Source organism: Comamonas testosteroni TK102 (assembly GCF_000739375.1).
Lineage (GTDB): Bacteria > Pseudomonadota > Gammaproteobacteria > Burkholderiales > Burkholderiaceae_C > Comamonas > Comamonas brasiliensis.
This window is the reverse complement of record NZ_CP006704.1, coordinates 1,197,038-1,223,521: the sequence shown is the minus strand read 5'-3', so window position 1 is coordinate 1,223,521 and position 26,484 is coordinate 1,197,038. Positions and strand designations below refer to the sequence as shown.

General features: G+C 62.0%; 26 protein-coding genes. 7 read left to right on the top strand and 19 right to left on the bottom strand.

Annotated features, from left to right (window positions below; genetic code table 11):
* Nucleotides 1-162 precede the first annotated feature (162 nt).
* Nucleotides 163-1,038 (top strand): acetyl-CoA carboxylase, carboxyltransferase subunit beta, encoded by an 876-nt coding sequence (gene accD, locus O987_RS05485; protein ID WP_003057944.1) that lies wholly within the window; start codon nucleotides 163-165, stop codon nucleotides 1,036-1,038.
* Between the two features lie 174 nt (nucleotides 1,039-1,212).
* Here accD and O987_RS05480 read toward each other — a convergent pair whose 3' ends face one another.
* Nucleotides 1,213-1,779, bottom strand: coding sequence for a YggT family protein (locus O987_RS05480; protein ID WP_043371073.1), 567 nt, complete (start codon nucleotides 1,777-1,779; stop codon nucleotides 1,213-1,215).
* A 60-nt stretch (nucleotides 1,780-1,839) separates the two neighbouring features.
* Here O987_RS05480 and O987_RS05475 point away from each other — a divergent pair, with 60 nt between their 5' ends.
* The 6 genes from O987_RS05475 to O987_RS05450 all read left to right on the top strand — a co-directional run bounded on the left by O987_RS05475 (nucleotide 1,840) and on the right by O987_RS05450 (nucleotide 8,413).
* Nucleotides 1,840-2,490, top strand: a complete 651-nt coding sequence (locus tag O987_RS05475; protein ID WP_003057947.1) for an LON peptidase substrate-binding domain-containing protein — start codon at nucleotides 1,840-1,842, stop codon at nucleotides 2,488-2,490.
* Nucleotides 2,491-2,730: 240 nt separating this feature from the next.
* Entirely contained in the window at nucleotides 2,731-4,275 is a 1,545-nt protein-coding gene (gene lysS / locus O987_RS05470; protein WP_043371072.1) for a lysine--tRNA ligase, read from the top strand.
* Between the two features lie 180 nt (nucleotides 4,276-4,455).
* Nucleotides 4,456-5,292: a class II glutamine amidotransferase gene (locus O987_RS05465; protein WP_043371070.1), complete on the top strand. Its 837-nt coding sequence runs from the start codon at nucleotides 4,456-4,458 to the stop codon at nucleotides 5,290-5,292.
* Between the two features lie 106 nt (nucleotides 5,293-5,398).
* Nucleotides 5,399-6,427 (top strand): hypothetical protein, encoded by a 1,029-nt coding sequence (locus tag O987_RS05460; RefSeq protein ID WP_043371069.1) that lies wholly within the window; start codon nucleotides 5,399-5,401, stop codon nucleotides 6,425-6,427.
* 113 nt (nucleotides 6,428-6,540) lie between these two features.
* A complete protein-coding gene (locus tag O987_RS05455; RefSeq protein ID WP_019043798.1) occupies nucleotides 6,541-7,599 on the top strand; it encodes a diguanylate cyclase domain-containing protein in 1,059 nt (352 codons plus the stop codon).
* 157 nt (nucleotides 7,600-7,756) lie between these two features.
* On the top strand, nucleotides 7,757-8,413 hold the full coding sequence (locus O987_RS05450) for a mechanosensitive ion channel family protein (RefSeq protein WP_003057955.1): 657 nt from the start codon (nucleotides 7,757-7,759) through the stop codon (nucleotides 8,411-8,413).
* A gap of 61 nt (nucleotides 8,414-8,474) precedes the next feature.
* Here O987_RS05450 and purT read toward each other — a convergent pair whose 3' ends face one another.
* From purT to O987_RS05360, 18 genes are all read right to left on the bottom strand, one after another.
* On the bottom strand, nucleotides 8,475-9,692 hold the full coding sequence (gene purT, locus O987_RS05445) for a formate-dependent phosphoribosylglycinamide formyltransferase (RefSeq protein ID WP_043376120.1): 1,218 nt from the start codon (nucleotides 9,690-9,692) through the stop codon (nucleotides 8,475-8,477).
* Nucleotides 9,693-9,824: 132 nt separating this feature from the next.
* Nucleotides 9,825-10,178 (bottom strand): hypothetical protein, encoded by a 354-nt coding sequence (locus O987_RS05440; RefSeq protein WP_043371067.1) that lies wholly within the window; start codon nucleotides 10,176-10,178, stop codon nucleotides 9,825-9,827.
* 115 nt (nucleotides 10,179-10,293) lie between these two features.
* Nucleotides 10,294-10,764: a hypothetical protein gene (locus O987_RS05435; RefSeq protein WP_043371066.1), complete on the bottom strand. Its 471-nt coding sequence runs from the start codon at nucleotides 10,762-10,764 to the stop codon at nucleotides 10,294-10,296.
* A gap of 54 nt (nucleotides 10,765-10,818) precedes the next feature.
* Nucleotides 10,819-11,874, bottom strand: coding sequence for a 6-phosphofructokinase (locus O987_RS05430; RefSeq protein WP_003057959.1), 1,056 nt, complete (start codon nucleotides 11,872-11,874; stop codon nucleotides 10,819-10,821).
* Nucleotides 11,875-11,986: 112 nt separating this feature from the next.
* On the bottom strand, nucleotides 11,987-13,768 hold the full coding sequence (locus O987_RS05425) for an ABC transporter ATP-binding protein/permease (RefSeq protein WP_043371064.1): 1,782 nt from the start codon (nucleotides 13,766-13,768) through the stop codon (nucleotides 11,987-11,989).
* Between the two features lie 193 nt (nucleotides 13,769-13,961).
* The gene (gene nagZ / locus O987_RS05420) at nucleotides 13,962-15,056 is read right to left on the bottom strand and encodes a beta-N-acetylhexosaminidase (RefSeq protein WP_043371062.1); all 1,095 of its coding nucleotides are present in this window, start codon (nucleotides 15,054-15,056) and stop codon (nucleotides 13,962-13,964) included.
* Nucleotides 15,057-15,114: 58 nt separating this feature from the next.
* Nucleotides 15,115-15,510, bottom strand: a complete 396-nt coding sequence (acpS, locus tag O987_RS05415) for a holo-ACP synthase (RefSeq protein WP_003057963.1) — start codon at nucleotides 15,508-15,510, stop codon at nucleotides 15,115-15,117.
* Nucleotides 15,511-15,574: 64 nt separating this feature from the next.
* Nucleotides 15,575-16,348 (bottom strand): pyridoxine 5'-phosphate synthase, encoded by a 774-nt coding sequence (locus O987_RS05410; protein WP_043371060.1) that lies wholly within the window; start codon nucleotides 16,346-16,348, stop codon nucleotides 15,575-15,577.
* Entirely contained in the window at nucleotides 16,345-17,124 is a 780-nt protein-coding gene (recO, locus tag O987_RS05405; RefSeq protein ID WP_003057965.1) for a DNA repair protein RecO, read from the bottom strand. The genes O987_RS05410 and recO overlap by 4 nt, the downstream gene beginning before the upstream one ends.
* Before the next feature lie 145 nt (nucleotides 17,125-17,269).
* A complete protein-coding gene (gene era, locus O987_RS05400; protein ID WP_003057966.1) occupies nucleotides 17,270-18,373 on the bottom strand; it encodes a GTPase Era in 1,104 nt (367 codons plus the stop codon).
* Nucleotides 18,370-19,053 carry a ribonuclease III gene (rnc, locus tag O987_RS05395; protein ID WP_003057967.1) on the bottom strand — a complete coding sequence of 228 codons (684 nt, stop codon included), beginning with the start codon at nucleotides 19,051-19,053 and terminating at the stop codon, nucleotides 18,370-18,372. Before rnc ends, era begins: the two co-directional genes overlap by 4 nt.
* A gap of 9 nt (nucleotides 19,054-19,062) precedes the next feature.
* Nucleotides 19,063-19,413: a DUF4845 domain-containing protein gene (locus O987_RS05390; protein ID WP_003057968.1), complete on the bottom strand. Its 351-nt coding sequence runs from the start codon at nucleotides 19,411-19,413 to the stop codon at nucleotides 19,063-19,065.
* Nucleotides 19,414-19,485: 72 nt separating this feature from the next.
* Nucleotides 19,486-20,463 carry a signal peptidase I gene (gene lepB, locus O987_RS05385; protein WP_003057970.1) on the bottom strand — a complete coding sequence of 326 codons (978 nt, stop codon included), beginning with the start codon at nucleotides 20,461-20,463 and terminating at the stop codon, nucleotides 19,486-19,488.
* The gene (lepA, locus tag O987_RS05380) at nucleotides 20,463-22,271 is read right to left on the bottom strand and encodes a translation elongation factor 4 (protein ID WP_003057972.1); all 1,809 of its coding nucleotides are present in this window, start codon (nucleotides 22,269-22,271) and stop codon (nucleotides 20,463-20,465) included. The genes lepB and lepA overlap by 1 nt, the downstream gene beginning before the upstream one ends.
* 428 nt (nucleotides 22,272-22,699) lie before the next feature.
* Nucleotides 22,700-24,202 carry a DegQ family serine endoprotease gene (locus O987_RS05375; RefSeq protein ID WP_003057974.1) on the bottom strand — a complete coding sequence of 501 codons (1,503 nt, stop codon included), beginning with the start codon at nucleotides 24,200-24,202 and terminating at the stop codon, nucleotides 22,700-22,702.
* Nucleotides 24,203-24,462: 260 nt separating this feature from the next.
* Nucleotides 24,463-25,251: a sigma-E factor negative regulatory protein gene (locus tag O987_RS05370; RefSeq protein ID WP_003057976.1), complete on the bottom strand. Its 789-nt coding sequence runs from the start codon at nucleotides 25,249-25,251 to the stop codon at nucleotides 24,463-24,465.
* A 27-nt stretch (nucleotides 25,252-25,278) separates the two neighbouring features.
* On the bottom strand, nucleotides 25,279-25,908 hold the full coding sequence (gene rpoE, locus O987_RS05365; RefSeq protein WP_003057978.1) for an RNA polymerase sigma factor RpoE: 630 nt from the start codon (nucleotides 25,906-25,908) through the stop codon (nucleotides 25,279-25,281).
* 38 nt (nucleotides 25,909-25,946) lie between these two features.
* The gene (locus O987_RS05360) at nucleotides 25,947-26,429 is read right to left on the bottom strand and encodes a hypothetical protein (protein ID WP_043371058.1); all 483 of its coding nucleotides are present in this window, start codon (nucleotides 26,427-26,429) and stop codon (nucleotides 25,947-25,949) included.
* Between the last annotated feature and the right edge of the window lie 55 nt (nucleotides 26,430-26,484).

Sequence of the window (26,484 nt, the reverse complement as noted above, 5' to 3'; positions counted from 1 at the left end):
CCTGAGCGGCTGCGCCGCTTCCCCCTGGAAGGGGGACGACAGCTTCGCGGCGGGGCGGCCCTTGCTCGCTGTCTCTGATGAGATTGCGCCAGTGCCTGTACCATGCTGCTCTCACGGGTTGTGAGTAGCGTGCAGTGCAGTGGAAACTGAAAAGGAAACACCATGTCCTGGCTTGAAAAACTTCTGCCTGCAAAAATCCAGCAGACCAATCCGACGGAACGCCACCAGCAGATTCCCGAAGGTCTGTGGATCAAGTGCCCCAGCTGCGAAACGGTTCTGTACAAGACCGATCTGGAAAAGAACCAGAACGTCTGCCCGACCTGCGGCCACCACCACCGCATCGGCGCGCGCGCGCGTCTGAACCATTTCCTTGACGCCGAAGGCCGCTATGAAATCGCACAGGAAGTGATTCCTGTCGACCCGCTGAAATTCAAGGACAGCCGCAAGTACCCCGAGCGCCTGAAGGAAGCGCTGGAGAACACCGGCGAGACCGATGCACTGATCGTCATGGGTGGCTCTGTCAAGAGCATCAATGTGGTCGTGGCCTGCTTCGAGTTCGACTTCATGGGCGGCTCCATGGGCTCCGTGGTCGGCGAACGCTTTGTGCGCGGCGTGGAAACCGCCATCGAGCAGAAAGTGCCTTTCGTCTGCTTCACCGCCACCGGTGGTGCCCGCATGCAGGAAGGTCTGCTGTCGCTGATGCAAATGGCCAAGACCAATGCCGCGCTGACACGTCTGGCCAAGAAGGGCCTGCCCTATATCTCCGTGCTGACCGACCCGACCATGGGCGGTGTGTCCGCCGGCTTCGCCTTCGTGGGTGATATCGTGATCGCCGAGCCCAAGGCCCTGATCGGCTTTGCCGGCCCTCGCGTGATCGAAACCACCGTGCGCGTGAAGCTGCCCGAAGGCTTCCAGCGCGCCGAATTCCTGCAGGACAAGGGCGCCGTGGACATGATCGTCGACCGCCGCGAGCTGCGTGATCGCATCTCCAGCTCTCTGGCCATGCTGCAACGTCTGCCTGCGGACGCCGTGGAATAAGCACCGCCCGACCCCAAGCAAAAAGGCTGACGCAGCATTCATCTGCGTCAGCCTTTTTTATCGGTTCTTATGCCTCGGGACATTCACAAAGCAGCTCAGAACAGGCTTTGGAATTGACGAGGTTTCATCCGCAAACCTCAAGGCGGTACAGCTTTGCCGGCCCGGGCAGCTCCACTAGCGCACACCGGCAATCATGGACAGGCCGCCAGCCTGCACATAGTTGAGCACCATCAGCAGCACCTGCAGCCCGATCAGGGCAATCAGCGCCGAAAAGTCCACATTGCCTATCAGGGGCACCACCTTGCGTATCGGTGCCACCAGCGGATCGGCCAGGCGCTGCAGCACGCCGTAGATGGGGGAATAGGGCTGCACCCAGGACAGGATGGCGTAGATCAGCAAGATGCCCATCATGCCGGACAGAATGACCTTGACCAGTCCGCAAAAAGCCAGCCATGGCAGCGCCAGTACCGATCCCTTGGCACCGAGCAGCAGCCAGATCAGCAGCACCTGCGCCAGTTGCAGCAGCAAGGCCGCAATCAGGCTGGACTTGTCCCAGCGGCCCTTGGCCGGAACGACCTTGCGCAACGGCATGACGATCCAGTCGCTCAGCGCAAAGACCAGCTGCCCCACGGGATTGCCAAACGGCACACGTTGCGCCTGCATATACATGCGCAGCAGGCAGGCCCCGCTGATCAACCCGACGACGACATCCAGCAGAAACAAAACGATTTCGAACAGCATGTGACCCAATTCAGAAAACAGTGAGCAACTCACCTATTCATGGGATGATAGCCGGGCACCATGACCGATACGCAAAGTCTGCATTCCCTGCCCCTGTTCCCACTGAACACGGTGCTGTTTCCCGAAGGCCTGCTGAGTCTGCAGGTCTTCGAGGTGCGTTATCTGGACATGATCCGCAAATGCCAGCATGCCGACGCCCCTTTCGGCGTGGTGGCGCTGCAGGCGGGACAGGAGGTGCGCAAGGCCGGCGCCCAGACCGAGCGCCTGCACTCGGAAGGCGTGCTGGCCCGTATCGCCCAGCTCGACTCGCCCCAGCCCGGGCTGCTGCATCTGCAATGCAAGGGTGCCCAGCGCTTTCACATCCAGCGCTGCTGGCAGCTGCCGCATGGCCTGTGGGTGGCCGATGTCGCCATGCTGCCCGACGACCCCAAGGTCACCGTCCCCAAGCATTTGCTGAGCACCTCCTATGCGCTGGCTCAGGCCTTGCTGAACCTGCACGACCACGACCCCGATCACGCGCAGCTGCCCACTCCGGCGCAGATGCACGACTGCGCCTGGGTTGCCAATCGCTGGGCCGAGATGCTGCCCCTGCCGGTGCGGATCAAGCAGCAGCTGATGACGCTGGACGCCCCGCTGCTGCGGCTGGAGCTGATCGCCGATGTGCTGGAGCAAAGCGGCATTACCGGATCGCCCCCGCAGGACGATGCCTGAAAACGTCTAACCCCTTTGCTGACGGTCGACAAGGCTACTTTTTTGATCGCATGAAGCTGACTTGCTCGAATGCAGCCTGAGCCGTGGAGGCCGCATACCGCAGCTCCCGTCAGCGCTTTGCCCGCTCGCCTACCGCTGCTTCGGCAAAAAACTTAAAATCACTGGTTTCGGGCAGCTGCCATCTTGGCTGCCCCTTGTTTCTGGCCTCCAACCGGCGCTTGTCGCTGGCGCTCTCTTTTCATGACTGAACAAAACACCTCTTCTGCGGCAGAAAACACCGCCCCTCAGGACGAAAACAAACTCATCGCCGAGCGCCGCGAAAAACTCAAGGCCCTGCGCGAGTCTTCCAAGGCCCATGGCGGCGTCGCCTTCCCCAACGACTTCAAGCCCGAGCATCGCGCAGCTGCCCTGATCGCCGAACACGGCGACAAGGATGCCGAAGCCCTGGACGCCGCTGGCGTGGCTGTCAGCGTGGCGGGCCGCATGATGCTCAAGCGCGTGATGGGCAAGGCCAGCTTTGCCACCGTGCAGGACGCCACGGGTCGCATCCAGGCCTATGTCACCCGCGATGCCGTGGGTGAAGAGGTCTACGCCGACTTCAAGAAGTGGGATCTGGGCGACATCATCGCTGTCGAAGGTCAGCTGATGAAGACCAAGACCGGCGAGCTGTCGATCAAGGCCGCGAAAATCCGCCTGCTCACCAAGAGCCTGCGCCCCATGCCCGACAAGTTCCACGGCATGGCCGACCTGGAGCAGAAGGTGCGCCAGCGCTATGTGGACCTGATGACCGACGAAGAAGCCCGCAAGCGCTTCGTGGCCCGCAGCAAGGCGGTGGCCGGCATCCGCGACTTCATGGTCGAGCACGGCTTCCTGGAAGTCGAGACCCCCATGCTGCACCCCATTCCCGGCGGTGCCAATGCCAAGCCCTTCATCACCCACCACAATGCGCTGGATCAGGAGATGTACCTGCGCATCGCGCCCGAGCTGTATCTCAAGCGCCTGATCGTCGGCGGCTTCGAGCGCGTCTTCGAGATCAACCGCAACTTCCGCAACGAAGGCATCTCGGTGCGCCACAACCCCGAGTTCACCATGATGGAGTTCTACGCGGCCTACTGGAACTACCAGGACCTGATGGACTACACCGAAAAGCTGATCCGCGACGCGGCCATCAAGGCCGTAGGCACGCTGGAGCTGAGCTACGGCGGCAAGCCCGTGGATCTGGCCAAGCCCTTCGAGCGCCTGACCATCCCCGAAGCCATCATCAAGTACACCGAAGCCGGCGACAACGTGGCCAACCGCGAATGGCTGACCAATGCCCTGAAGAAGCTGGGCATGAAGGAAGAGAAGGACAAGCTGTCCACCCGCACCCTGGCCAGCCTGCAGGTGCTGTACTTCGAGGAGGTGGTGGAAGAGAAGCTGTGGAACCCCACCTTCATCATGGAGCACCCCACCGAGATCTCGCCGCTGGCGCGTGCCAACGACGAGCGCCCCGAAGTGACCGAGCGCTTCGAGCTCTACATCACCGGCCGCGAATTCGGCAACGGCTTCTCCGAGCTCAATGATGCAGAAGACCAGGCGGCCCGCTTCAATGCCCAGGTGGAAGCCAAGGACGGCGGCGACGACGAAGCCATGTACTTCGACCACGACTTTGTGCGCGCCCTGGAATACGGCATGCCTCCCACCGGTGGCTGCGGTATCGGTATCGACCGCTTCATGATGCTGCTGACCGACAGCGCCAGCATCCGCGACGTGATTCTGTTCCCTGCCCTGCGTCGCGAACAGTAAGCCTGAAAATTGATAGCTATTAACGCTTGACTGTCTTGGTTTTCAGATATTTTTATTACTGAAAACCAAGCAGGGCAAGCGTTATTAGCTATTAAAAAATCAGCAAAAACCGGTATTGCCCCGGTGGTGCCTGGTGCCGATAGGATGAATCCTCGGTTCCATGTCCACAAGGAGAGCGCCATGTGTCGTTGGCTGGCCTATACCGGCAATCCTGTTTCCCTGGAAACAATGCTGTTCCACGCACGCCATTCGCTGATCGACCAAAGCCTGCATTCGAGATTCGGAGCGACGACGACCAATGGCGATGGCTTCGGACTGGGCTGGTACCAGCACCCGCACGACATGCCCTTTCGCTATCGCTGCATCCAGCCGGCCTGGCACGAGCACAACCTGCGCGAGCTGTCGCGCGCCGTGTCGGCGCCCATGTTTCTTGCGCATGTTCGCGCGGCAACGCACACGCCGGTGCAGGAGACCAACTGCCATCCGTTCCGCCACCGGCGCTGGATGTTCATGCACAACGGCATGATCGAGGACTTTCCGCGCGTGAGGCGCGATCTGCTCATGGCCATCGATCCGCAGCTCTTCACCTCGCTGGAAGGCTCGACGGACTCGGAGACCATGTTCCTTCTGGCCATGAGTTTCGGGCTGGAGCACACTCCCGTGCCGGCCATCGCGCGCATGGCGGGTTTTGTCGAGGCCACGGCGCGCAGGCACGGGATCGCACACCCGCTCAGCATGACCGTGTGCGCCAGCGATGGCGAGCAACTGGTGGCGGTGCGCTACGCGAGCGAAGGCCAGTCGCCGCGCTCGCTCTATCACAGCACCTCCTTCAAGCATCTTCACGCGCTCTACCCCGACGACCCGCGCATCGCGGCCGTTGGTTACGATGCCTATTTGATCGTTTCCGAGCCGCTGGTCGATCTGCCGCAGGCCTGGACCCAGGTGCCCGAGTCCACGGCAATCGTCGTGCGTGGCACGCAGATCGACTACCTGCCGTTCGCACCCATTCAACCCTGAGGGCGTGCGCAGCCGCACAAGCCCAAACCCGGCGCACGTTCATCCAATCGCTGCCACCATCCGGGCGGCAACTGCGTTATCAACCCCTTGGCTATACTGGCCCACCATGCATATCCCTCAATACTGGGCGCAAGCGCGGCTGCGCCATGCAACCGGCCAACGCCACGGCGCGACCGTCCAGCGTTGGGGCTGGTCCGACCACAGCCAGCAGGAAGCCGAGAACCATGCGCAGCAACGTGCCCAGGAAGCGCTGGACGCCGTGCTGGCCGCTCCCACGCAACGCCACCTCGATGCGGGATTCGAGCGCATGGAATGGCGTGGTGAATACGGCCTGGACGGCGGCACGCCCATTCGCGAAGAGGTGCTGGAGCGGCGTGATGAATCCGTCATGACCCGCAACAGCTATGGCGCGCACTGCCTGAACACAGAGCATGTGGCCATTGCCGATATCGACTTTCCACCGCAGAAAAAGCCTGCCCGCTTCCCTCTCATCTCGTCGCTGCTGCTGGCCCTGGCCCTGCCCTGGCTGTGGGTGACCCCGCTGACCTGGAGTCTGGGTCCTGTGGTGTTGATGCTGCTGGTGGCCAGCATCGGCCTGGTCTTCTGGTCGGGCCTTGCGCAATGGCTGCATGCCCGCAAGGCGCAACGCAACAATGCCCGGCAGCCACCGCCTATCGATCTTGCGCTGGCAAAGATTCAGGCGTTCTCCGCCAGCCACCCTGACTGGGGTCTGCGCGTCTACGAAACACCCAAAGGCTTGCGCGTCATCGTCACTCACGCCGCATTCAGCCCCTCTTCCCCCGAGGTTCAGGCGCTGTTCCAGCAGCTCGAGGTAGACCCGCTGTATGCCATGCTGTGCCAGCAGCAGCAGTGCTTTCGCGCTCGCGTCAGCGGCAAACCCTGGCGCATGGGCCTGAACGGCCTGTCCACTCAGGAGAGGCGCTGGCCCCTGCCTGCCGCATCCCAGGCTTCGCGCCAGCAGTGGGTGTCGGACTATGAGGCCAGATCGGCACGGTTCGCGGCCTGTCGCTATATCGATCAGCTGGGCGCAACGACGCAGTGCTCGGCGGCACGGACTTTTGTGCTCTGGCACGATGAATCCAGCAAGGCGCACTCCGCCCTGGCATTGGCCTGAGTCTCTGCGTGACCATTCGCAAAGCCTGTTGCTCGAAACCGGCGTATAAAGTAACAATATATTTCCCGGCACATGCCTGAACTACAGATGCGTCCGACCCTGATCTTCCTCCCATGACAGCTCTGCCATCTTCTGCATCAGCTTTGTCTGCCATCGAATCCAGCGGGGCACGGTTCTCGTCACCCGATTCTGCGACCCCGTTCTCCGTGCTGGTTGTCGAGGATCAGGCCGTCATGCGCGCTGCCCTGGTGACCGAACTGCGCCAGGCCGGTGTGACGCAGGTTCTGGAAGCCGAAAACGGCCGCACTGCGCTGGCACTGTTTCGCAGCGAAAGACCCGATCTGGTGCTGCTGGATATCCGCCTTCCCGGCGAGGACGGCTACTGGGTCGCTCGTCAGCTGCGCGAGGCCGAACCCGGCGAGTGGACGCCCATCATCTTTCTCTCCGGGCTGGATAACGACCTGGATGTCTGGCGCGGCATTGAAGCGGGCGGCGACGACTATCTGGTCAAACCCGTCAAGCCCATTGTGCTGGTCGCCAAACTGCGTGCCATGCGCCGCCTGCTGGACATGCGTCGCCGCCTTGTCTCCGTATCTGCAGAGCTGCATCTGGCGAATCAGAAACTCAACGAGATGGTGGAGCTCGATGCGCTCACGGGCCTGGTCAATCGCAGAGGGCTGGACCGCATGCTGCATGCCGAAATTGCAGCGGCCAGGCGCGAGAGCAGGCCGCTGACGCTGATGCTTTGCGACCTCGATCACTTCAAGCATTTCAACGATACCTACGGCCATGTCCAGGGTGACGAATGCCTCAAGCAGGTCGGGCGTCTGCTGCGCGAGGTCTGCGTGCGCCCGCGCGACATCGCTGCACGCTACGGCGGTGAAGAGTTTGCCCTGGTCCTGCCCAACACCCCGCGCTCCGGCTCGATGACGTTCGCACGTGCGCTTGGCCAGATGCTCAAGTTCCTCAAGATTCGTCCGCCAGGAACGGTCGAGGACATTCCGCTGACCCTCTCCGGCGGCATCACCACCTGCATTCCCGACGAACACACCAGCGCCGAATCCATGCTGATGCGCGCCGACGAAGCCCTGTACGCTGCCAAGTCACAAGGGCGCAACCGCTTCTTCAGCTTCGAGATGCAGATGGACACCATAGAGCAAAGGCAGATCTGAGGCCGCTGCGTCGCAGCCTGCAGCGGCTTGCCCGCTCCTGCCCGCAAGCTGTCCGGTCTGCACTTGCCGGTTGTGCTCTCAAGAGACGCTAGGATTGATGCATTGTCCTGTCAGCCCTTCGGCGCTGACCTCTGCCGTTTTTCTCGAGTGACTGGTTATGCGTCGTCTTCAAATGCACCTGCCCGATTGGATGCAGGACTGGCTTGAAATCCTGATTCCCGGGATTCAGATCTTTCTCATCATCCTGGTGGCCTGGCTGATCAACTGGCTCATCAAGCGCATCATCTCGCGCGCAGGCAAGGCCTATGACCTGCCGCATGAGCTGCTCATGCCGTTGCGCGGCGTGTTTCGCTGGATCATCATCGCCGCCGCCGTGCTGGCGATTCTCGAGCGCCTGGGCATGTCGGCCACCGTGCTCTGGACGGCCTTCACCGGCTTTGCCACCGTGGGCGCCGTTGCCTTCTTCGCGGCCTGGAGCGTGCTCTCCAACCTGTTCTGCGCGTTATTGATCGTCACCGTCGGCCCATTCAGGCTGGGCGACTATATCGAGGTGCTCGACACTGCCGAGAAGCCTGGAGCCAAGGGACGCGTGATCGACCTCAATATGCTCTACATCACCTTGCAGGATGACAGCGCACCGGCGGGCATGCCCAATCTGCTGCAGATTCCCAACTCCCTGATCTTCCAGCGCGTCATTCGCCGCTGGAAAGGCGGCATGCCGGTGGTGACGGAGAACACGCCGGCCACCAGCCAGGAGGAAGCTTGCGCCGTGGCCATCACGACTCCTGGAGGCAACGCCGCTGCCTCGGGCTGAGACCGGCTGATACCCGGCATCCATGCAAAAGGGCTTCCTGAGAAGCCCTTTTTTGACTCCCTCAAGGCAGGCGCGGCTTGACCTTGTTGGCGGCCAGCTTGGCATTCACGCGAGCCTGCTCCACATCGACAGCGCGCGCCAGGGCCACGCCCATGCGACGCTTGACGAAGCTCTCGGGCTTGCCGAAGAGGCGCAGATCGGTATCGGGCACGGCCAGTGCCTGGTCCACGCCGTCAAACACCAGGCCTTCTGCATCCTGACCGCCGTAGATCACGGCACTGGCACCAGGGTTGCGCAGGCTGGCATCCACGGGCAGACCCAGAATCGCGCGGGCATGCAGTTCGAACTCGCTTTGCCATTGCGTGCACAGCGTCACCAGACCTGTGTCATGGGGACGCGGCGAGACTTCGCTGAACCAGACCTGCTCGCCCTTCACAAACAGTTCCACGCCAAACAGGCCCAGGCCGCCCAGGTCGTCGGTGACCGCCTTGGCAATCTGGCGCGATTTCTCCAGCGCTGCAGGGTGCATGGGGTGAGGCTGCCAGCTCTCCACATAGTCGCCGGCCTGCTGGATATGGCCCACGGGATCGCAGAAATGGGTTTCGATCTGGGCATCCGCACCTTTGGCGCGCACGGTCAGCTGGGTGATTTCGTAATCGAAGTCGATAAAGCCTTCGACGATCACGCGACCCTTGGCGACACGGCCGCCGGCCATGGCGTAATCCCAGGCCTTGGCCACATCGGCCGGGCCGTCGATCTTGCTCTGGCCCTTGCCCGAGCTGCTCATCACAGGCTTGACCACACAGGGGTAGCCGATGGCGGGCTGGCCGTCGCTGCCGTCGATCGCAGCTTGCAGCTCGGCCAGAGAGTCGCAGAAACGATAGGGGCTGGTGGGCAGGCCCAGGGTTTCTGCGGCCAGACGGCGAATACCTTCACGGTCCATGGTCAGACGCGCGGCGCGGGCCGTGGGAATGCAGGTGATGACGCCTGCGGCCTCCAGCTCTTCCAGCATGGGCGTGGCAATGGCCTCTATCTCGGGCACGACCAGATCGGGTTTGACCTCTTCGATCAGTGCCTTGAGCTGGGCCGGATCGCTCATGGTGATGGTGCGCGCATGGTGGGCCACCTGCTGGCCAGGCGCGTTTTCATAGCGGTCCACGGCAATGGTTTCCACACCCAGGCGCTGCAGGGCAATCAGCACTTCCTTGCCCAGCTCGCCGCTGCCCAGCAGCATGACTTTGGTGGCATTGGGGGAGAGAGGGGTTCCTAGGGTGGTCATGGTTGCATCCTGCATATATGGGGCCGAGCCTGCGATCATAGGCGAGCAGGCAAGCCTCTCGTGACTGCAGCTTGGCAATTCGGCCGCTTTCAGCGCCGACCGACGAAGCGCATGGCGCGGCTGATTGAAGATTCAATGCGGCATCGGCGAGTAATGCTCGATGCGGCAGGCGCCGCGATTCTTGCATTGCCCGTCCAGATAGCGAAAGCGTACCGTCACGGCAGCACCGGGACTGGGCCACTGCCTGCGCGGCAGCTCGCTTTGATAGTCCATCGTTTCGGGCCTGAAGCTCAGCGCCGTGCCTGGTTGCGGACATTCGGCATCGCCGCTGGCTTTGGCTTCGAGCACGCGGGTCTGCAGCGCGCGGCCACCGCTTTGCTTTTCTCGCACCTGCACCTTGAGATCGCAGATCTGCCAGTCTGCAGCCTGGACGGCAGCGGCGCAGGCGGTCAAAGCCGCCGCGATCAGAATTCGGAAAAGAGTCATCTGCCTACCTGCAACTGAGTGGTGTTCATGGGCCGGCATCTCTACCAAACAGATAGCTTCAACCGCTTCAAGAAAAAGGGATTGAGGCCCATATCTTGAAATTTTTCGGTGGGTATCAGTGCGTCAGACCGACAGCCTTGCCGCCACGCTGCGGAATTCCTCCCGCGTCGAATCGCATCTCGGAAGTCCAGACCGCATCGTCCCAGACCCAGGGGCTGCTGGCCTGCTCCAGACCCAGCACATGCACGCCGCTCAAGTCCTTGACGCGTTCCTTGAGCCAGTCGATCTGGTCGCTGCGCACAAACACCAGGCAGGCAATCTCCCAGTCGGGCTGCGTGATGCCCAGGCCGTGCAGCTGCGACAGTAGCGGGGCATACCATTTCTCGACCCGCTCGTTGAGACGGTTGACCAGTGCCAGCGGATAGCCGGAAGCCGATACCTCGACCACATAGACCTGGCGACGAGCCGGGCGCAATGCCACGAAAGCCGGACATTGCCAGCCATCGGCCACCTCGTACTTGGGGGCCACAAAAGTCTCACCGTTGGCCGTGAGCAGCTGCATCACGGCTTCTTCATGTCGGTCCATGCTGAATTTCTCCGGCGCGCCGAAAGTGCGCGCAGGTTCACACCTTAGCGCAGCTCAGGCCTCGCCGAAGCAAATTCCGATATCGCGCGCCATGGTCAGCAGCGGGCTGTCCAGCGGCACGGTGCGCTGGGTATTGGCCACATCGGCAATCGCCACACTGCCGATGCGGCCGTTCTGCAGCGTGACCATATGGCCCAGCTGACCGCCCAGCACCAGCTGCGCCGCATGGTGGCCGAACTGCGTGGCCAGCACCCGGTCAAACGGGGTCGGATCGCCGCCGCGCTGCACATGCCCCAGCACCGTGGTGCGCACCTCGCTCTGGAGATGGGGTTGCAGGCGCTCGCGCAGCACATGGCCGACGCCGCCCAGACGCACGGGGTCGGGACTGTGCGCAATCCGCTCGCGCACCGTCAGGCTCTGGCCGCTTTCCTTGGCCCCCTCGCCGATGCAGATGATGGTGTAGCGCTGACGCCGCTCGCGCTCCTGACAGACCTTGATGATGGACTGCAGGTCGTAATCGATCTCGGGCAGCAAAATGATGTCGGCAGCACCGGCGATGCCGGACTCCAGCGCCAGCCAGCCCGCGTGGCGACCCATGGTCTCCACGATCATCACCCGATGGTGGCTCATGGCCGTACTCTCGATGCGGCGCAGGCTTTCGGTCACCGTGGCCACGGCGGTATCGAAGCCGAAGCTGCGCTCGCAGTTGGCAATGTCGTTATCGATGGTCTTGGGCACGCCCACGCATTGCAGTCCCACCTGCGCCAGGCCATGGGCCAGACTCATGGTGCCGTCGCCGCCGATGGCGACCACCACATCCAGTGCCAGCGCCTTGACATTGCGCCCCACCTGGGCAAGCGTGGCCGCATCGCGCAATGGATTGGCGCTGTTGCTGGTGCCCAGGATCGTGCCGCCGATATGCAGAATGCCGCTGACCTCGTCCCAGCTCAGCGCTCTGACGCGCGGGCTCGCATCCATCAGCCCTTCAAAGCCGTCGGCAATGCCCAGTACCTCGCACTGGCCATGGTTGATCAGGGACTTGGTGACCGCACGGATCACCGCATTGAGGCCGGGGCAATCGCCGCCACCGGTCAGCACACCAACGCGCATGGGCTCGCTCTCCAAAGATTCTCGAATGCACATCATCCCACGAGAAAGCCGCTGCCAGCGCCTCCCATGCCTGCACCCCGGTTGAGACTGCTTGTCCCCGAACCTGCCTGCTTCAGCGGCTCCCGGGCAGGTCGGCCTCCCGGATCCCTTGCAGCGGCTGCAGCAGCCAGCGGGACGTGTGGAACTCCGTCACGCTGTCGCGGTGCGCCACCGAAACCAGTGCCCCGCCTCTGCCCTGCACCAGTTGCACCAGCCGGCTGTAGATCTGCGCTTCGGCGGCATTGTCCAGCGCGCTCGTGGCCTCGTCCGCAAACACCCAGGCCGGACGCTTGAGCAAGACACGCGCCACGGACAGCCGCTGCTGCTCGCCTCCCGACAGGCTGCTGTTCCAGGCCGCCTGGCTGTCCAGCCGCTCCTGCAGCTGCGGCAACTGCGCCTCGCGCAAGACCTGTTTGAGCTGTGCATCGCTGTAGCTTGCCGCCGGCTCCGGATAGGCCAGGGCATCGCGCAGGCTGCCGTCGGGAAAATAAGGGCGCTGAGGGATGAACATTGCGTCCAGAGGCCGCTCCACCTGGCCTCGCGCATAGGGCCAGATGCCTGCAAACGCCCGCAGCAAGGTGGACTTGCCGCTGCCCGAAGGCCCGCTGATCAAAAGCCTCTGGCCCGGGCGTATCAGCAGCCTGGCGTCCGCCACGATGGGGCTTCCTGCGGGCAGGGAGACATCGAGATTCCGGGTCTGCAACTGGTTCGAAGCTGCAAGCTGCACGCCGACCGGATGCACCTCCTGCTGGCGCAGGCTCTCATCAAAACCGGCCAGGCGCAAGGTCGTGGCCCGCCAGGCGGCAATATCGGAGTAGTTGTTGACGATCCAGCTCAGCGAGTCCTGCACCTGATTGAAGGCCGAACCTATCTGCATCAGCTGGCCCAGCTGGATGGCGCCACTGAAAAAACGCGGTGCGGCAATGATGAAGGGAAAGACCACGGCTGCCTGGCCGAAGAAATTGGTAAACCAGCCCAGGCTCTTTTGCTTCTTGATCAGGTTCAGATAGTTGCCAAGGGCATCACCGAAACGCAGGCCGATCTGGGCACCCTCCACGCGCTCGCCACCGTCCAGGGCGATGGCTTCGGCATGTTCGCGCACGCGGATCAGGTGATGGCGGAAGTTGGCCTCCAACTGCTGCTGGCGGCTGTTGAGCCAGACCTGGGGTTTGCCGATCCAGAAGGTGATTGCACTGCCGACCAGACAGTACAGCACGGCCATCCAGACCATGAAACCGGAAACCTGCAGCTGCCCTCCGCCGAGCAGTGCCGGCAGACCGATATCGACGACGGAACTCAGGCTCCACAGAATGCCGACAAAGCTCACAAAGGTGACGGCCGCATTCAGCAGCCCCATGGACAGCGACACGGTATAGGTGGTGAACAGATTCAGGTCCTCCTGAATCCGCTGGTCGGGGTTGTCGGGGGCCTTGGCACTGCCGTCCACGCCATAGCGCCCCAGCTCCAGCCGGTAGAACGCCTTGGCCGACAGCCAGCGCTGCAACATGTGCTCGGTCAGCCAGCGCCGCCAGTTGAGCTGCAGCAACTGCGTCAGATAGAACTTGTAGACCGCGATGACGATATACACCAAGGCCAGCCAGAGAAAGCGCCATAGCTGCTGCCAGAACACCTCGGCCTGCTTGTTCTGCAATGCGTCATAGAACACCCGGTTCCATTCATTGATCTGAACCAGCATGAACACCGCGGCGAGATTGAGGCCCACGATGGCGGCCAGCAGCCCCCAGGCCTTCCATTTCTCCTCGGACTGGAAATAGGGCCGGGTCAGCGAAAAGGCCTGGCGCAGAACGCCCGACCGGTGTTTGCGGGACTCAGGTCCCAGGCTCTTGGAAGTCATGCAGGCTTTCGGTGATTCATGAACAACTGGCGCCGCGGCGATGCCGCGGCCAGGCTCCTGAACTCACCCTAAGCCGGCTAGCTGAGGCCAGACTTAAATGCCGGCAGCCGCCCTGCCGGGCCTTCGAAAGACATCAAAAAATCCGCTGCCCTTGCGTCAAAGGCAGCGGATGGCGGGGCCGGCTCAGTGCCGCCTAGGGCAACAGATCCAGCGCCTGCAGATAGGCGGGCTGACGCATCAGATCGTCCCAGGCCTGGGGCTCGGTGTCGGGCAGCAGCGAGACACGGCGCGATTCGGAGTCGATATCGGGCACCCAGCGGCCATCGCGCAGCGCGGCATCCATGCCGTCCAGCAACTCATCCACATGCTCTCCCAGACCTAGGCTCTGGTTGCACAGCAGCACCATGTCGCAGCCCGCATTCAGGGCCGTCAACGCGGCATCGGTGTAGCTGATGAGTGCGCCATCGATGCGGCGTGCACCCTCCATGCTGAGGTCGTCGCTGAAGATGGCTCCGTCATAGCACAGACGGGCGCGCAGGATGTCCTTGAGCCATTTCTCGCTGAAGCCTGCCGGGCGCTTGTCCACCTTGGGATAGATCACATGGGCGGGCATGACGGCGGTAAGCACGCTGGAGAGCCAGGGATAGGGAGCGGCGTCTTCGTCGAGAATGGCCGTCAGGCTGCGCCTGTCGACGGGAATGTCCACATGCGAATCGGCCTTCACAAAGCCATGGCCGGGGAAATGCTTGCCGCAATTGCCCATGCCGGCCTGCAGCAGACCCTGCATCAGGCTCCTGGCCAGGGTGGCCACCAACCGCGGGTCGCGGTGAAAGCTGCGGTCACCGATGACCGAGGATTCGCCGTAGTCCAGATCCAGCACGGGCGTGAAGCTGAAATCCACACCGCAGGCGCGCAGCTCCGTACCCAGCACATAGCCGGCGGCCGTGGCGGCGTTCATGGCCCGCATGGCGCCACTGCCTTCGCGGTATTTCCGGCCCTTGCCGCCGTCGTCCATCCACATCTCGCCAAAGGCGCGCATCGGCGGAATATGCGTGAAGCCATCGGTGCGAAAGCGCTGCACGCGGCCGCCCTCGTGGTCCACGCTGATCAGCAGGTCGGGCTTGACGGCCTTGATATCGGCACACAACTGGACCAGCGCGCTGCGATCGTGCCAGTTGCGCTTGAAGAGAATGATGCCGCCGACCAGAGGATGGGCCAGGCGCGCGCGGTCCACATCGGTCAGCGATGTACCTGCAATATCGATGATGAGAGGGGCGTGCATGCTCATGATGTACTTTGTTTTTGATAGCTGCTAGCGCTAATCCATTAAGCGCCAGCTCCATATTTCATTCTTTTCTCTCGACCACGCAAAAGCTGGCTGCATAGTCGGATTCATCGGTGACCGAAAGATGGGCCGTCAGATTGTTTTTCTCGAACCATTCCTTGAGTTCGCCATGCAGACGAATCGCAGGCTGGCCGCTGGGCAGCTTGATGACTTCGCAATGGCGCCAGGTCATGGGCATGACCATGCCCATTCCCACGGCCTTGCTGAACGCCTCCTTGGCCGAAAAGCGCGTGGCCAGATAACGGATGCCGCGCTCGGGCCAACGGGCGCTGCGCGCCTTCCAGGTCGCCATTTCACCCTCGGCCAGCACCTTGAGGGCAAAGCGCTCGCCATGCTTTTCCAGGCTGGCGCGAATGCGGCGCACGTCGCAGATATCGGTGCCGATGCCGTAAATCATCCATGGCTCCTTACAGAGAAAAAGGCCTTAAACGCTTACCCACAAAGCAATGGCAGCTATCTTTTCAGGAATTCCAGCCTGCCATGCCAGCGTCGATGCAGGCCTGATAGGCCTTGACGGTCTCGGCATAGCCCAGCTCCAGTGCATCGGCAATCAGGGCGTGGCCGATAGAGACTTCGGCCAGACCCGGCACCCGGGCTACAAAGGCGGCCAGATTGTCGCGATTCAAGTCATGGCCGGCATTGATACCCAGCCCGGCCTCCAGCGCGGCCTGCGCAGCCCTGGCATAGGTTTGCAGTTGCTGCTCCTGCTCGGCCTTGCCCCAGTTGGCGGCAAAAGGCTCGGTGTAGAGCTCCACGCGGTCAGCGCCGACTGCCTTGGCAGCCGCCATCTGCTCGGGGATGGGGTCCATGAACAGGCTCACGCGCACGCCCAGGGCCTTGCATTCGGCAATCAGCGGCTGGAGGCGTTCGGCATCCTGGGGAAAGCTCCAACCATGGTCGCTGGTGAACTGGTCTTCGCTGTCGGGCACGAAGGTGGCCTGGTGCGGGCGCGTCTGGCGGATGAAATCCATCAGGTTCTGCGTGGGATTGCCTTCGATATTGAACTCGGCCTCAGGCCAGTTCTTGAGCAGATCTTGCAGCTCGAACACATCCTGCGCACGGATATGGCGCTCATCGGGACGCGGGTGAATGGTGATGCCCTGCGCTCCCGCTTCAAGGCAGATCTGCGCCGCACGCGTCACCGATGGAATGCCCAGATGGCGGGTATTGCGCAGCAGCGCCACCTTGTTGACATTGACCGAAAGCGCGGTGCGGGGGGAGGCAGAGGTATTCATAGCGATTGCAGATCCATCATCAGCTGGCGGGTGCGCAGCATGGTTGAGCCGCAATGGTATTGCAGAAGATGGCGCAATTGCGGCTTCAGGGCCTGGGCCACTTCGGGCTCAGCCAGTGCGTTCAGGGTTCGCGGAAATGGCTGCTCGGCCTGCAGCGCCAGCTCTATGGTCTGCCACTGCTGGCCACTCAGCGCCGCGCGCTCGTAACCGGCGGCCTGGCGCAGACCGCCATCAGCCACCAGCGTGTAGCGCAAAACACTGTTGAGCTGGCTGAGCGTGGCGCTTTCCTGCCTCAGATCGGGCAGATGGCCGAGCTCGCGCAGCAGCACCAGCTCGAAGGCACGCAGCACCGGCTCGATGGCCTCGGTCGTGCCGCCATGCTGACCCGCCAGCACGCGCACCACCCCGGCATAGATGTCGAACAGCGCCGCATACGGGTCGTCGCGCGCCAGCAGGCGCAGCAGCAGCTCGTTCAGGTACATGCCCGACCACAGCGCATCGCCCTGGGGCATGACATGGCCGCCCGCCCATTCCGCGCCCTTGAGCGTGTGAATCTCGGCATTGCCCTCTGCTCCCAGCGTGTAGCTGAGCTTGAGCGGCTGCAGCGGCAGCAGCACAGGGCGAAAGTTGGAGGTATGACGCTTGACACCCTTGGCCGCGAGCGCAACACGCCCGCGATGGCGTGTGAACACCTCCAGGATCAGGCTGGATTCGCTCCAGTCGTACTGGTGCAGGATGTATGCGGGTTCGTCGCCGACGCGTTTGGCGCTAGCCATGACTTGCTCCGTACCACAACAAAAATGTGAAGGGGGCGGTTTTGCCGCCGGGCCGCCCCAAGGCAAAACCCGGCCTAAGCCGGGTCAGGGCCCCCTCAGGGGGCAGCGAGCACACGCAGTGAGCGAGCGTGGGGGTCAAAAAGTTTTACTCGTAGCCGAAGGATTTGACCCGGGCCTCGTCGTCGGCCCAGCCGGACTTGACCTTGACCCAGACTTCCAGGAACACCTTGGCATTGAGCAGCTTTTCCAGCTCCTGGCGGGTTTCGGTGGAGATACGCTTGAGGCGCTCGCCGCCCTGGCCGATCACCATGGCCTTGTGGCCGTCGCGCTCGACCACGATGGTGGCGGCAACGCGCATGAAGCGGCCGAACTTGGGGCTGGGCTCCTCCTCGAACTTATCGATGACCACGGTGGAGGTATAGGGCAGCTCGTCGCCCGTGAAGCGGAACAGTTTCTCGCGCAGGGTTTCGGAAGCCAGGAATTTCTCGCTGCGGTCGGTCAGTTCATCCTCGCCGTAGAACCAAGGCTGCTGCGGCAGGTATTTGGCGCAGATGCCATACATGCGCTCGATATCCTTCTTGTTCTTGGCCGACATGGGCACGAACTCGGCAAAAGGATGGCGCTCCTGCATGTCGCGAAGCCAGGGTGCGATCTCGGCACGGCGACCCACGGTGTCGAGCTTGTTGGCGATCAGCAGCGTGGGAATGCCGGGCTTGAACAGGCTCAGCACCTTGGCATCGGCCAGCGTGAAGCTGCCCGCCTCCACCACGAACAGGATCAGGTCCACATCGCCGATCGCGCCCATCACGGTCTTGTTGAGCGACTTGTTCAGGGCGGTGGAATGCTTGGTCTGGAAACCGGGGGTATCGACAAAGACGAACTGGGTCTCGTCCTTGGTGCGGATGCCGGTGATGCGGTGGCGCGTGGTCTGGGCCTTGCGCGAAGTGATGGAGATCTTCTGGCCCACCAGCGCGTTCATCAGCGTGGACTTGCCCACATTGGGCTTGCCGACGATGGCGATCAGGCCGCAGCGCTGCTCTTCGGGCGCGTAGACGCGAGCCGGAGCCTCTTCCTCCTGGTCGCGGATGGCGGTCGGCGTGCTGCCGGGCTTGGCAGCGGCCAGCATGGCGCTGATGTAGTCCAGGCTGGGGTCGCTGATATCGGTAGTCACAGACTTGGGGCCTTTTTGGCCCTTGGCTTTTTCTGCACCTGCGGTGCCCGCTATCTTTTTCTTAGCAGCATCGGTCATGGATTTTTGGCTTTCACTTTTTCCAGCAAGGCAGCGGCGGCTGCCTGCTCGCCCATGCGACGGGATGCTCCCGAGCCCTGGGCGCTGATATTCCATTCGGCAATCGTGCACTCGACCTTGAAGGTCTGCTTGTGCGCCGCGCCACTTATTTCCACCACATGGTATTGCGGCAGCTTCATGCGCTTGCCCTGTAGCAATTCCTGCAGTGCGGTCTTGGGGTCTTTGTCGGCCGCACGCATATGGGGGTTGATGTCCACGCCCTCGAAGAGGTGGTGGACGACTTTCTCGCCTGCGGCAAAGCCGGCATCGAGGTAGACGGCACCGATCAGCGCCTCCACGGCATCGGCCAGGATGGACGGGCGCTGCTTGCCACCGGACTTGGCCTCGCCTTCGCCCAGACGCAGCAGATCGGGCAGCTGCAACTTCAGCGCAATCTTGTGCAGCGTGCCTTCCTTGACGAGATTGGCCCGAACACGCGAGAGATCGCCTTCGGGCATGGAGGCCAGCTTGGCATAGAGCAGGCTGGAGATGGCCAGACTGAGCACCGAGTCGCCCAGAAACTCCAGTCGCTCGTTGTTGTCGGCCGAAAAGCTGCGGTGCGTGATGGCACGCTGCAGCAGCGCCGGGTTGGCAAATTGATGTTGCAGCCTTTGCTGCAGAGCGACTAGAGCAGGTTCCACCTGAAAGGTCTATTTCTTGAAACGGTAAACAAGGTAGGCAGGGCCTGCCAGATGAATCTCACGGGAATACTCGAAGCCCACGACGATCTTGTCGTTGACCTTGGTCACGTTCAGATCGTTGCCGGAGATGGACTTGAAGTCATCAATGGAGGCCGAACGATCGAAGCTGGCCTTGACTTCGGCAACGGTACTGCCTTCAGCGGCGGCCTTGTTGGCCGCCTTGGTGATGGCCTGGTACTCCAGGAAGACGGGCACCGATTGTGCGCCAATTGCGGCAACCGCCACGATGATGGCCACGAGAAACACCAGACCGATGAAGGACAGACCACGCTGCCTGGAGCGCAATGCCAGATTTTTCATGCTTTTCCCCTCTCAAGCCGGGCATGTTCCTGCCCGTGTATCCCCGAAAAATGACGAAACGTTTGCCGGTGCTCAGTGGAAACGGCCGATACGGCTCAGATCACCGAAGTTCATCCAGACAAAAAAAGCCTTGCCCACGATGTTCTGGTCCGGCACAAAGCCCCAGTAGCGCGAATCCAGCGAGTTGTCGCGGTTGTCGCCCATCATGAAGTAATAGCCTTCGGGCACCTTGCAGGTCACGCCTTCAACGCTATAGCGGCAGTTTTCCTTGTACTCGAAGTTGCTCGCCCCCTGGATGAAGGCCGGTACATCGTTGTTGACGATGGCACGGTGCGGCTGCTCGCCCAGGGTTTCCTCGAACTGCTTGAAATAACGCATCACGTCGCGGTCCAGAAAGTCCGGCAGATCGCGCACGGGCAGCTCCTTGCCGTTGATGCTCAGGCGCTTGTTGATATAGGCCACTTCATCACCGGGTACACCCACCACACGCTTGATGTAGTCCAGCGTGGGCTGGGGGGGATAGCGGAACACCATCACATCGCCACGCTGGGGCTTGTTGCCTTCGGTGATCTTCTTGTTGATCACAGGCAGACGGATGCCGTAGGTGAACTTGTTCACCAGGATCAGGTCACCCACCATCAGCGTCGGAATCATGGAGCCCGAGGGAATCTTGAAGGGCTCGAACAGGAAGGAACGCAGCACGAAGACGATGGCGATCACCGGGAACAGACCGGCAGTCCAGTCCAGCCACCAGGGTTGCATGAGAATGCGACCTTTGGCGTCTTCGGAGACTTCGATGTCAGTCTTGGCAATGCCCATGCGGTCCAGCTCGGCGCGGCGCTCGACGGCAGCCTGCTCCAGCGCGGCCGCAGCCGCTCGGCGCCGTGGCCAGAAATAAAAGCGTTCGGCCAGCCAGTACACACCGGTCACCACGGTTGCCAGAAACAGCAGCAGCGCGAAGTTGCCTTCGATGGAGCCGGTGTACCAGGCCGCGATATAGCCTACAAAGGCCGCCAGGATGGCGGCCGTGATCCACTGCATGACTTGCATCAATCCTCCACTTGCAGAATGGCCAGGAAGGCTTCCTGCGGCACTTCTACCGAACCAATCTGCTTCATACGCTTCTTGCCGGCCTTCTGCTTTTCGAGCAGCTTGCGCTTACGCGTGATGTCGCCGCCGTAGCACTTGGCCAGCACGTTCTTGCGCATGGCCTTGACGGTCTCACGCGCAATGATGTTGGCGCCGATGGCGGCCTGAATGGCCACGTCGAACATCTGGCGGCTGATGATCTCGCGCATCTTCGCCACCACGGCACGGCCGCGATACACGGACTGCGAACGGTGCACGATGATGGACAAGGCGTCGACCTTCTCGCCGTTGAGCAAGATATCGACCTTCACCACGTCGGACGCGCGATATTCCTTGAACTCGTAGTCCATGGAGGCATAGCCGCGCGAGACGCTCTTGAGCTTGTCGAAGAAGTCCAGCACGATTTCGCCCAGCGGCATCTCGTAGGTCAGCATGACCTGACGACCGTGGTACTGCATATTCATCTGCACGCCACGCTTCTGGTTGGCCAGCGTCATCACCGGACCCACATAGTCTTGCGGCATGTAGAGATGCACGGTCACGATGGGCTCGCGGATCTCCTGGATGCGACCGATATCGGGCATCTTGGAGGGGTTCTCCACGTCGATCAGCTCGCCGTCGCCCTTGATCACCTGGTAGACCACGCTGGGGGCCGTGGTGATCAGATCCTGGTCGAATTCACGCTCCAGTCGCTCCTGCACGATTTCCATGTGCAGCAGACCCAGGAAGCCGCAGCGGAAGCCAAAGCCCAGAGCCTGCGAGACCTCGGGCTCGAACTGCAGCGCCGCATCATTGAGCTGCAGCTTTTCCAGCGCATCACGCAACTGGTCGTATTCAGAGGCTTCGGTGGGGTACAGACCCGCGAAAACCTGGGGCTTGACTTCCTTGAAGCCCGGGAGAGGCTTCTCGGCAGGACCCAGGTTGTTGGGCAGCTTTTTTTCCAGCGTGATGGTGTCACCGACCTTGGCGGCCTTCAGCTCCTTGATGCCGGCAATGATGTAGCCCACCTCGCCGGCCCTGAGCATCTCGCGCGGCTGGTTGGCCGGGGTGAACACGCCGATGCTGTTGGCTTCATAGGCAGCGCCGCTGGCCATCATCTTGAAGCGCTCATTCTTCTTGAGCTCGCCATCCACCACGCGCACCAGCATCACAACGCCCACATAGGGATCGAACCAGCTGTCCACGATCATGGCACGCAGAGGGCCATCGGGATTGCCCTTTGGAGCCGGCACCTTGGCCACGATGGCTTCCAGAATCTCGTCGATGCCCATGCCGGTCTTGGCCGAACAGGGAATGGCGTCGCTGGCATCGATACCGATCACGTCCTCGATCTCGGCCTTGGCATTCTCGGGGTCGGCCTGAGGCAGGTCCATCTTGTTGAGGACGGCGAACACCTCCACGCCCAGGTCGAGCGCGGTGTAGCAATTGGCCACGGTCTGGGCTTCCACGCCCTGAGAGGCATCAACCACCAGCAGACCGCCTTCGCAGGCCGACAGCGAGCGCGAGACTTCGTAGGAAAAGTCCACGTGGCCGGGGGTGTCGATCAAGTTCAGGTTGTAGACCTGCCCGTCCTTGGCCTTGTATTGCAGGGCCGCGGTCTGGGCCTTGATGGTGATGCCGCGCTCTTTCTCGATGTCCATCGAGTCCAGCACCTGGGCTTCCATATCGCGGTCGGCGAGGCCTCCGCAGCGCTGGATCAGGCGGTCCGCCAGCGTGGACTTGCCATGGTCGATATGCGCAATGATGGAGAAATTACGGATGTGATTCATCAACGAGAAAGACAGCTTGGAATTGAAAAAAGTGGCCTGCAGCAGCAAGAAAAAAGGGCGCGTCCCTCAAGCGGCGCGCCCTTAACCAACAATCTCTGGCAACTGCGATAGTTGGGACTTTATTGTAGGCAAAACTGGCCGCAAACCAAGACCCAGCAAGGCTTGACAAGTTCCGGTTTGTGATTCTCAAATTCATTTGTCAACAAATTATCCACAGACCGGAAAACGCCGTTTAGCCATCAGCAGCAGGAGATTGCAAAGGCTTTTGCACCGCTTGAAAACCGCTTGTCAGCGTGATTTTTTGCGTCCAACCACCATGCATTTGCGTGGGATTCTACCCAATGGCATAGGGGCACTGGCAGGCTGAGGGCTTGTTGCCATTTCAGATCGCGAAATGACAACAAGCTCTTGCCGGCTTTTCGTCACCCTTATTTGGCTGGGCGAATGAGCACATATTGCGCCCAGTCACCGCGGCGCACCAGCACATTCACGGGTTTGGACTTGTCGGCCTTGGCCCAGGCCGCCTCGAAGCTCTTGAGATCGGAGACTTCCACATTGGCCAGTTGCAGGATCACATCGCCCTCGCGCAGGCCGGCACGGGCTGCGGCATCCACCGCAGCCGACACGCGCACGCCGCCCTTGATGGCCAGCTCCTTCTTCTGGGCAGCCGTCAGCTCGCTCAGCGTCAGGCCCAGAGCCTTGTTCTCCAGCGTGCCGGAGGGGGGAGTCTTGCCTGCCCCACCGCTGCCAGCCTTGGCCTTGGCAGATTCGTCGGAAGGCACTTCGGCAATCACCATGCTCAGTTCCTTGAGCTTGCCGCGGCGCAGCACGGTAATGGTGCTCTTGGTGCCGGGCTTGGTATTGCCCACGAGACGCGGCAGATCGGAGACCTTCTCGATGGCCTTGCCATCGAACTTGGTGATCACGTCGCCCGCCTCCACACCGGCCTTGGCCGCAGGAGAGTCCGGCTCGACAGCCGACACCAGTGCGCCCTCGGGCTTGCCAAGGCCGATGGACTCGGCCACATCCTTGGTCACGGGGCCGATCTGCACGCCGATACGGCCGCGCGTGACCTTGCCGGTGGCACGCAGCTGATCGCTGACACGGATCGCTTCATCCACAGGAATCGCAAAGCTGATGCCCATGAAGCCGCCCGAGCGCGAGTAGATCTGGCTGTTGATCCCCACCACCTCGCCCCGCATATTGATCAGCGGGCCACCCGAGTTGCCGGGGTTGATGGCCACATCGGTCTGGATGAAGGGCAGATAGTCGCCGGTATCGCGCTGCTTGGCCGAGACAATGCCGGCCGTCACCGAGTTTTCGAGTCCGAAGGGCGAGCCAATCGCCATGACCCACTCGCCCACGCGCAGCTTGCTCACATCACCGATCTTGACCGCGGGAAGGCCTTTGGCATCGATCTTGACAACGGCCACATCGGTGCGCTTGTCCGCGCCGACTATCTTTGCCTTGAACTCGCGTTTGTCGGTCAGCGTGACGATGACCTCATCGGCGCCATCGACCACATGGGCATTGGTCATCACGTAGCCGTCGGCGGTGAGGATGAAGCCCGAACCCACGCCACGCGGCTGCTCTTCCTCGGACTGACCGCCCTTGGGCGAACGCTGGCGCGGCACATTGGGCACGGGCAGGCCGAAGCGGCGGAAGAACTCCAGCATGTCTTCATCCATGCCCAGAGCTTCGGCGCTGTTGTTGGAGACCTTCTCCAGCGTACGGATGTTGACCACCGAAGGGCCGACCTGATCGACCAGATCCGTGAAGTCCGGCAGGCCGCGCGCCGTTGCAGCACTTTGGGCATGAGCGGCGGTGACCGGCAGCACGGCTCCTGCGGCCAGGGCCGCGATTGCCATGGCGCTGGCCAGGGCTGTAGCCGAAACACGGGACTTGAGCGTCATCCGGGCGGGTGTGCGCATCGTTTCTATTCCTTGTTCGAATCGTCTGACACAAGCGGTCGTGAAATCAGACCCATGAGAGAAAGCGGGTAGGAGCGTCGAACGTTCATTCTGGCAAAAGCCGGCATCGGCCGAAAGTGCCCTGCCCCATCGAATTGACCGCAGATGAGACAGCATCTGCGGTCAACTGTATTGAAATCAATAGCAGCTTGCGTAGTCTGCACAAGACTCAAGGCTGAAAAACCACGAATCCAGGCAGAGGACTGCCATACCGAGAAGCATCAATGGCGGGTAGCCGTGGCAAAGCTTGCATTGCGCAGGAAGCTGGCCGGCATCTGCAGATTCGGTGCGCTGCTTTGCTGAGGGTGCGAAGCCAGCAGCTCGTCCAGGCGCGGATCACGCAGCATCACGGTCTGGCCGTTGGGGCTGGCAACTGCCACGACGGTGGACGACTGGGCTTCCGAGCTCAGTGGCATGACCGCTTCCTCAGCGCCGGAGACCGGCTGGCTCAAACCCAGCGACGCAGCGGGCGCGGCGGCCACGACGACATTCGGGCTCAGAGCCGCAAGCTGAGCGCCGCCCTGGCGACCGTACAGGCCGCCCGAGCCGGCAAGCATCGCCCCCCATCCCACGGCGGCCACGGCAGCCACCGAGGCAAAGCCGGCTGCCATCTTCCAGCGAAAGACCGATGCATTGGCCGCCTGACGACCGGGCAGGCTGACCACGGCTGCGCCATTGCCCAGCGCCCGCTCGCGTTCCTCGGCTGCGGTAATCTGCTCCAGACTGCCCAGACCCAGGGAACTGGCCGCATCTGCGCTCACACCGGGCAGATGAATGCCACGGATAGGCTCGCGCTCCATATGGGCGCGCACGCCGCTCAAAATATCGTGCTGACTGTGATGGGCCAGCTCGGGAGAACGCAGCACATCGCCAATCAGGTGATACATGGCCCAGGACTGCTGGCCTTCGTCGCTTTCCGCATAGGAAAGCACGGCCTGCATCTGGACCGAGGAAGCCTCGCCATCCACCAGGGCCGACAACTGTTCCTGCTTGATCAGATCGTCATTCATGAAGTTCACCTGCTCGTCTTGCCTGTACTACCAACGCTTCCCGCCCTGGCGCTCCAGCAGGGGCTTGACCCTGGCCGAGATCGCCTCGCGTGCCCGAAAGATGCGCGAGCGCACCGTGCCTATGGGACAGTCCATCGCCTGAGCGATTTCTTCATAGCTGAGCCCTTCGATTTCACGCAGCGTAACCGCCTGACGCAAATCCTCGGGCAAAGCTTCCATGGCGGCATTGACGGCTTCGGCAATTTCACGCGCCGCCAATACTGTTTCCGGGGTTTCCTGAGTCGTTAGTTCCTGTCTGTGAACAGAAGTTTCATCCTCATCGTCCCCAGTGTGTAACGCGCTCTCGGTCATCACCGGCGAGCGATGCATTTCCATCAAGGCCTTCTTGGCCGTGTTGACGGCGATGCGGTACAGCCAGGTATAGAACTGGGCCTCGCCGCGAAACTGGTGCAAGGCCTTGTAGGCGCGTATGAAGGTTTCCTGCGTGATGTCAGGCACCAGATCGACATCGCGCACCATGCGGCCCACCAGACGTTCGATGCGACGCTGGTATTTGATGACCAGCAGCTCAAAAGCCCGTGTGTCGCCAGCATTGGCTCGTTCGACCAGAGCCTGATCGCTGTCGGCAGAGGGAGTGGGAAAATCGGGTGGTGTCATGAAAGGCCAAGCGGCGTGCTGCCATAACCGGCGAAGGCCTAGCCTTGCTCTGCCAGCGGCACGATGGAGGAATATACCGCACGCCGCAAGTCTCCCCATTGCTCGGGGCTGTGTCGTTGGGACAGGAAAATCCATAGCACTCTGCGCCTGCCACCCCTGGCTCTGAACACCACGACATCCGAAACGCTGAGCCAAAGCCAGTGGCCACCATCAAGCCCCACTCCCAGCTGCACGGGCAATGACTGTGAAGTTGACAGGTTTTTGGCCTCCAGCGACCAATGCCCGCCATTCCAGAGCAGGCGTCCTTGGGGCCAGTTCCGCCACTGTGCGCAAAGCAGCGCTGCGGCCAAGGTCAGAGTCGGTAGGGTCAGCAGCAGCCGCAGACCGTTCTCCCTGGCCTGCAGGCACCAGGCCAGCAGGACCGTCAAAAGGCCTGCCCCGATCAACAGCAGCACCCCGGCAGCCCAGACTGGCCGCTCGAAGACATAGGCAACGGCGGGAGCATGGTAGCGAGCACTCATGGGCAGACCATGTGCGAAAACCCGGCTGCCGCAAAGCTAGGGAAAGCACGATCAA

What these genes read in the sequence shown, in the direction of transcription:
- accD (WP_003057944.1), top strand. Translation starts at nt 163, where the DNA reads ATGTCCTGGCTTGAAAAACTTCTGCCTGCAAAAATCCAGCAGACCAAT.
- O987_RS05480 (WP_043371073.1), bottom strand. Translation starts at nt 1,779, where the DNA reads ATGCTGTTCGAAATCGTTTTGTTTCTGCTGGATGTCGTCGTCGGGTTG.
- O987_RS05475 (WP_003057947.1), top strand. Translation starts at nt 1,840, where the DNA reads ATGACCGATACGCAAAGTCTGCATTCCCTGCCCCTGTTCCCACTGAAC.
- lysS (WP_043371072.1), top strand. Translation starts at nt 2,731, where the DNA reads ATGACTGAACAAAACACCTCTTCTGCGGCAGAAAACACCGCCCCTCAG.
- O987_RS05465 (WP_043371070.1), top strand. Translation starts at nt 4,456, where the DNA reads ATGTGTCGTTGGCTGGCCTATACCGGCAATCCTGTTTCCCTGGAAACA.
- O987_RS05460 (WP_043371069.1), top strand. Translation starts at nt 5,399, where the DNA reads ATGCATATCCCTCAATACTGGGCGCAAGCGCGGCTGCGCCATGCAACC.
- O987_RS05455 (WP_019043798.1), top strand. Translation starts at nt 6,541, where the DNA reads ATGACAGCTCTGCCATCTTCTGCATCAGCTTTGTCTGCCATCGAATCC.
- O987_RS05450 (WP_003057955.1), top strand. Translation starts at nt 7,757, where the DNA reads ATGCGTCGTCTTCAAATGCACCTGCCCGATTGGATGCAGGACTGGCTT.
- purT (WP_043376120.1), bottom strand. Translation starts at nt 9,692, where the DNA reads ATGACCACCCTAGGAACCCCTCTCTCCCCCAATGCCACCAAAGTCATG.
- O987_RS05440 (WP_043371067.1), bottom strand. Translation starts at nt 10,178, where the DNA reads ATGACTCTTTTCCGAATTCTGATCGCGGCGGCTTTGACCGCCTGCGCC.
- O987_RS05435 (WP_043371066.1), bottom strand. Translation starts at nt 10,764, where the DNA reads ATGGACCGACATGAAGAAGCCGTGATGCAGCTGCTCACGGCCAACGGT.
- O987_RS05430 (WP_003057959.1), bottom strand. Translation starts at nt 11,874, where the DNA reads ATGCGCGTTGGTGTGCTGACCGGTGGCGGCGATTGCCCCGGCCTCAAT.
- O987_RS05425 (WP_043371064.1), bottom strand. Translation starts at nt 13,768, where the DNA reads ATGACTTCCAAGAGCCTGGGACCTGAGTCCCGCAAACACCGGTCGGGC.
- nagZ (WP_043371062.1), bottom strand. Translation starts at nt 15,056, where the DNA reads ATGAGCATGCACGCCCCTCTCATCATCGATATTGCAGGTACATCGCTG.
- acpS (WP_003057963.1), bottom strand. Translation starts at nt 15,510, where the DNA reads ATGATTTACGGCATCGGCACCGATATCTGCGACGTGCGCCGCATTCGC.
- O987_RS05410 (WP_043371060.1), bottom strand. Translation starts at nt 16,348, where the DNA reads ATGAATACCTCTGCCTCCCCCCGCACCGCGCTTTCGGTCAATGTCAAC.
- recO (WP_003057965.1), bottom strand. Translation starts at nt 17,124, where the DNA reads ATGGCTAGCGCCAAACGCGTCGGCGACGAACCCGCATACATCCTGCAC.
- era (WP_003057966.1), bottom strand. Translation starts at nt 18,373, where the DNA reads ATGACCGATGCTGCTAAGAAAAAGATAGCGGGCACCGCAGGTGCAGAA.
- O987_RS05390 (WP_003057968.1), bottom strand. Translation starts at nt 19,413, where the DNA reads ATGAAAAATCTGGCATTGCGCTCCAGGCAGCGTGGTCTGTCCTTCATC.
- lepB (WP_003057970.1), bottom strand. Translation starts at nt 20,463, where the DNA reads ATGCAAGTCATGCAGTGGATCACGGCCGCCATCCTGGCGGCCTTTGTA.
- lepA (WP_003057972.1), bottom strand. Translation starts at nt 22,271, where the DNA reads ATGAATCACATCCGTAATTTCTCCATCATTGCGCATATCGACCATGGC.
- O987_RS05375 (WP_003057974.1), bottom strand. Translation starts at nt 24,202, where the DNA reads ATGCGCACACCCGCCCGGATGACGCTCAAGTCCCGTGTTTCGGCTACA.
- O987_RS05370 (WP_003057976.1), bottom strand. Translation starts at nt 25,251, where the DNA reads ATGAATGACGATCTGATCAAGCAGGAACAGTTGTCGGCCCTGGTGGAT.
- rpoE (WP_003057978.1), bottom strand. Translation starts at nt 25,908, where the DNA reads ATGACACCACCCGATTTTCCCACTCCCTCTGCCGACAGCGATCAGGCT.
- O987_RS05360 (WP_043371058.1), bottom strand. Translation starts at nt 26,429, where the DNA reads ATGAGTGCTCGCTACCATGCTCCCGCCGTTGCCTATGTCTTCGAGCGG.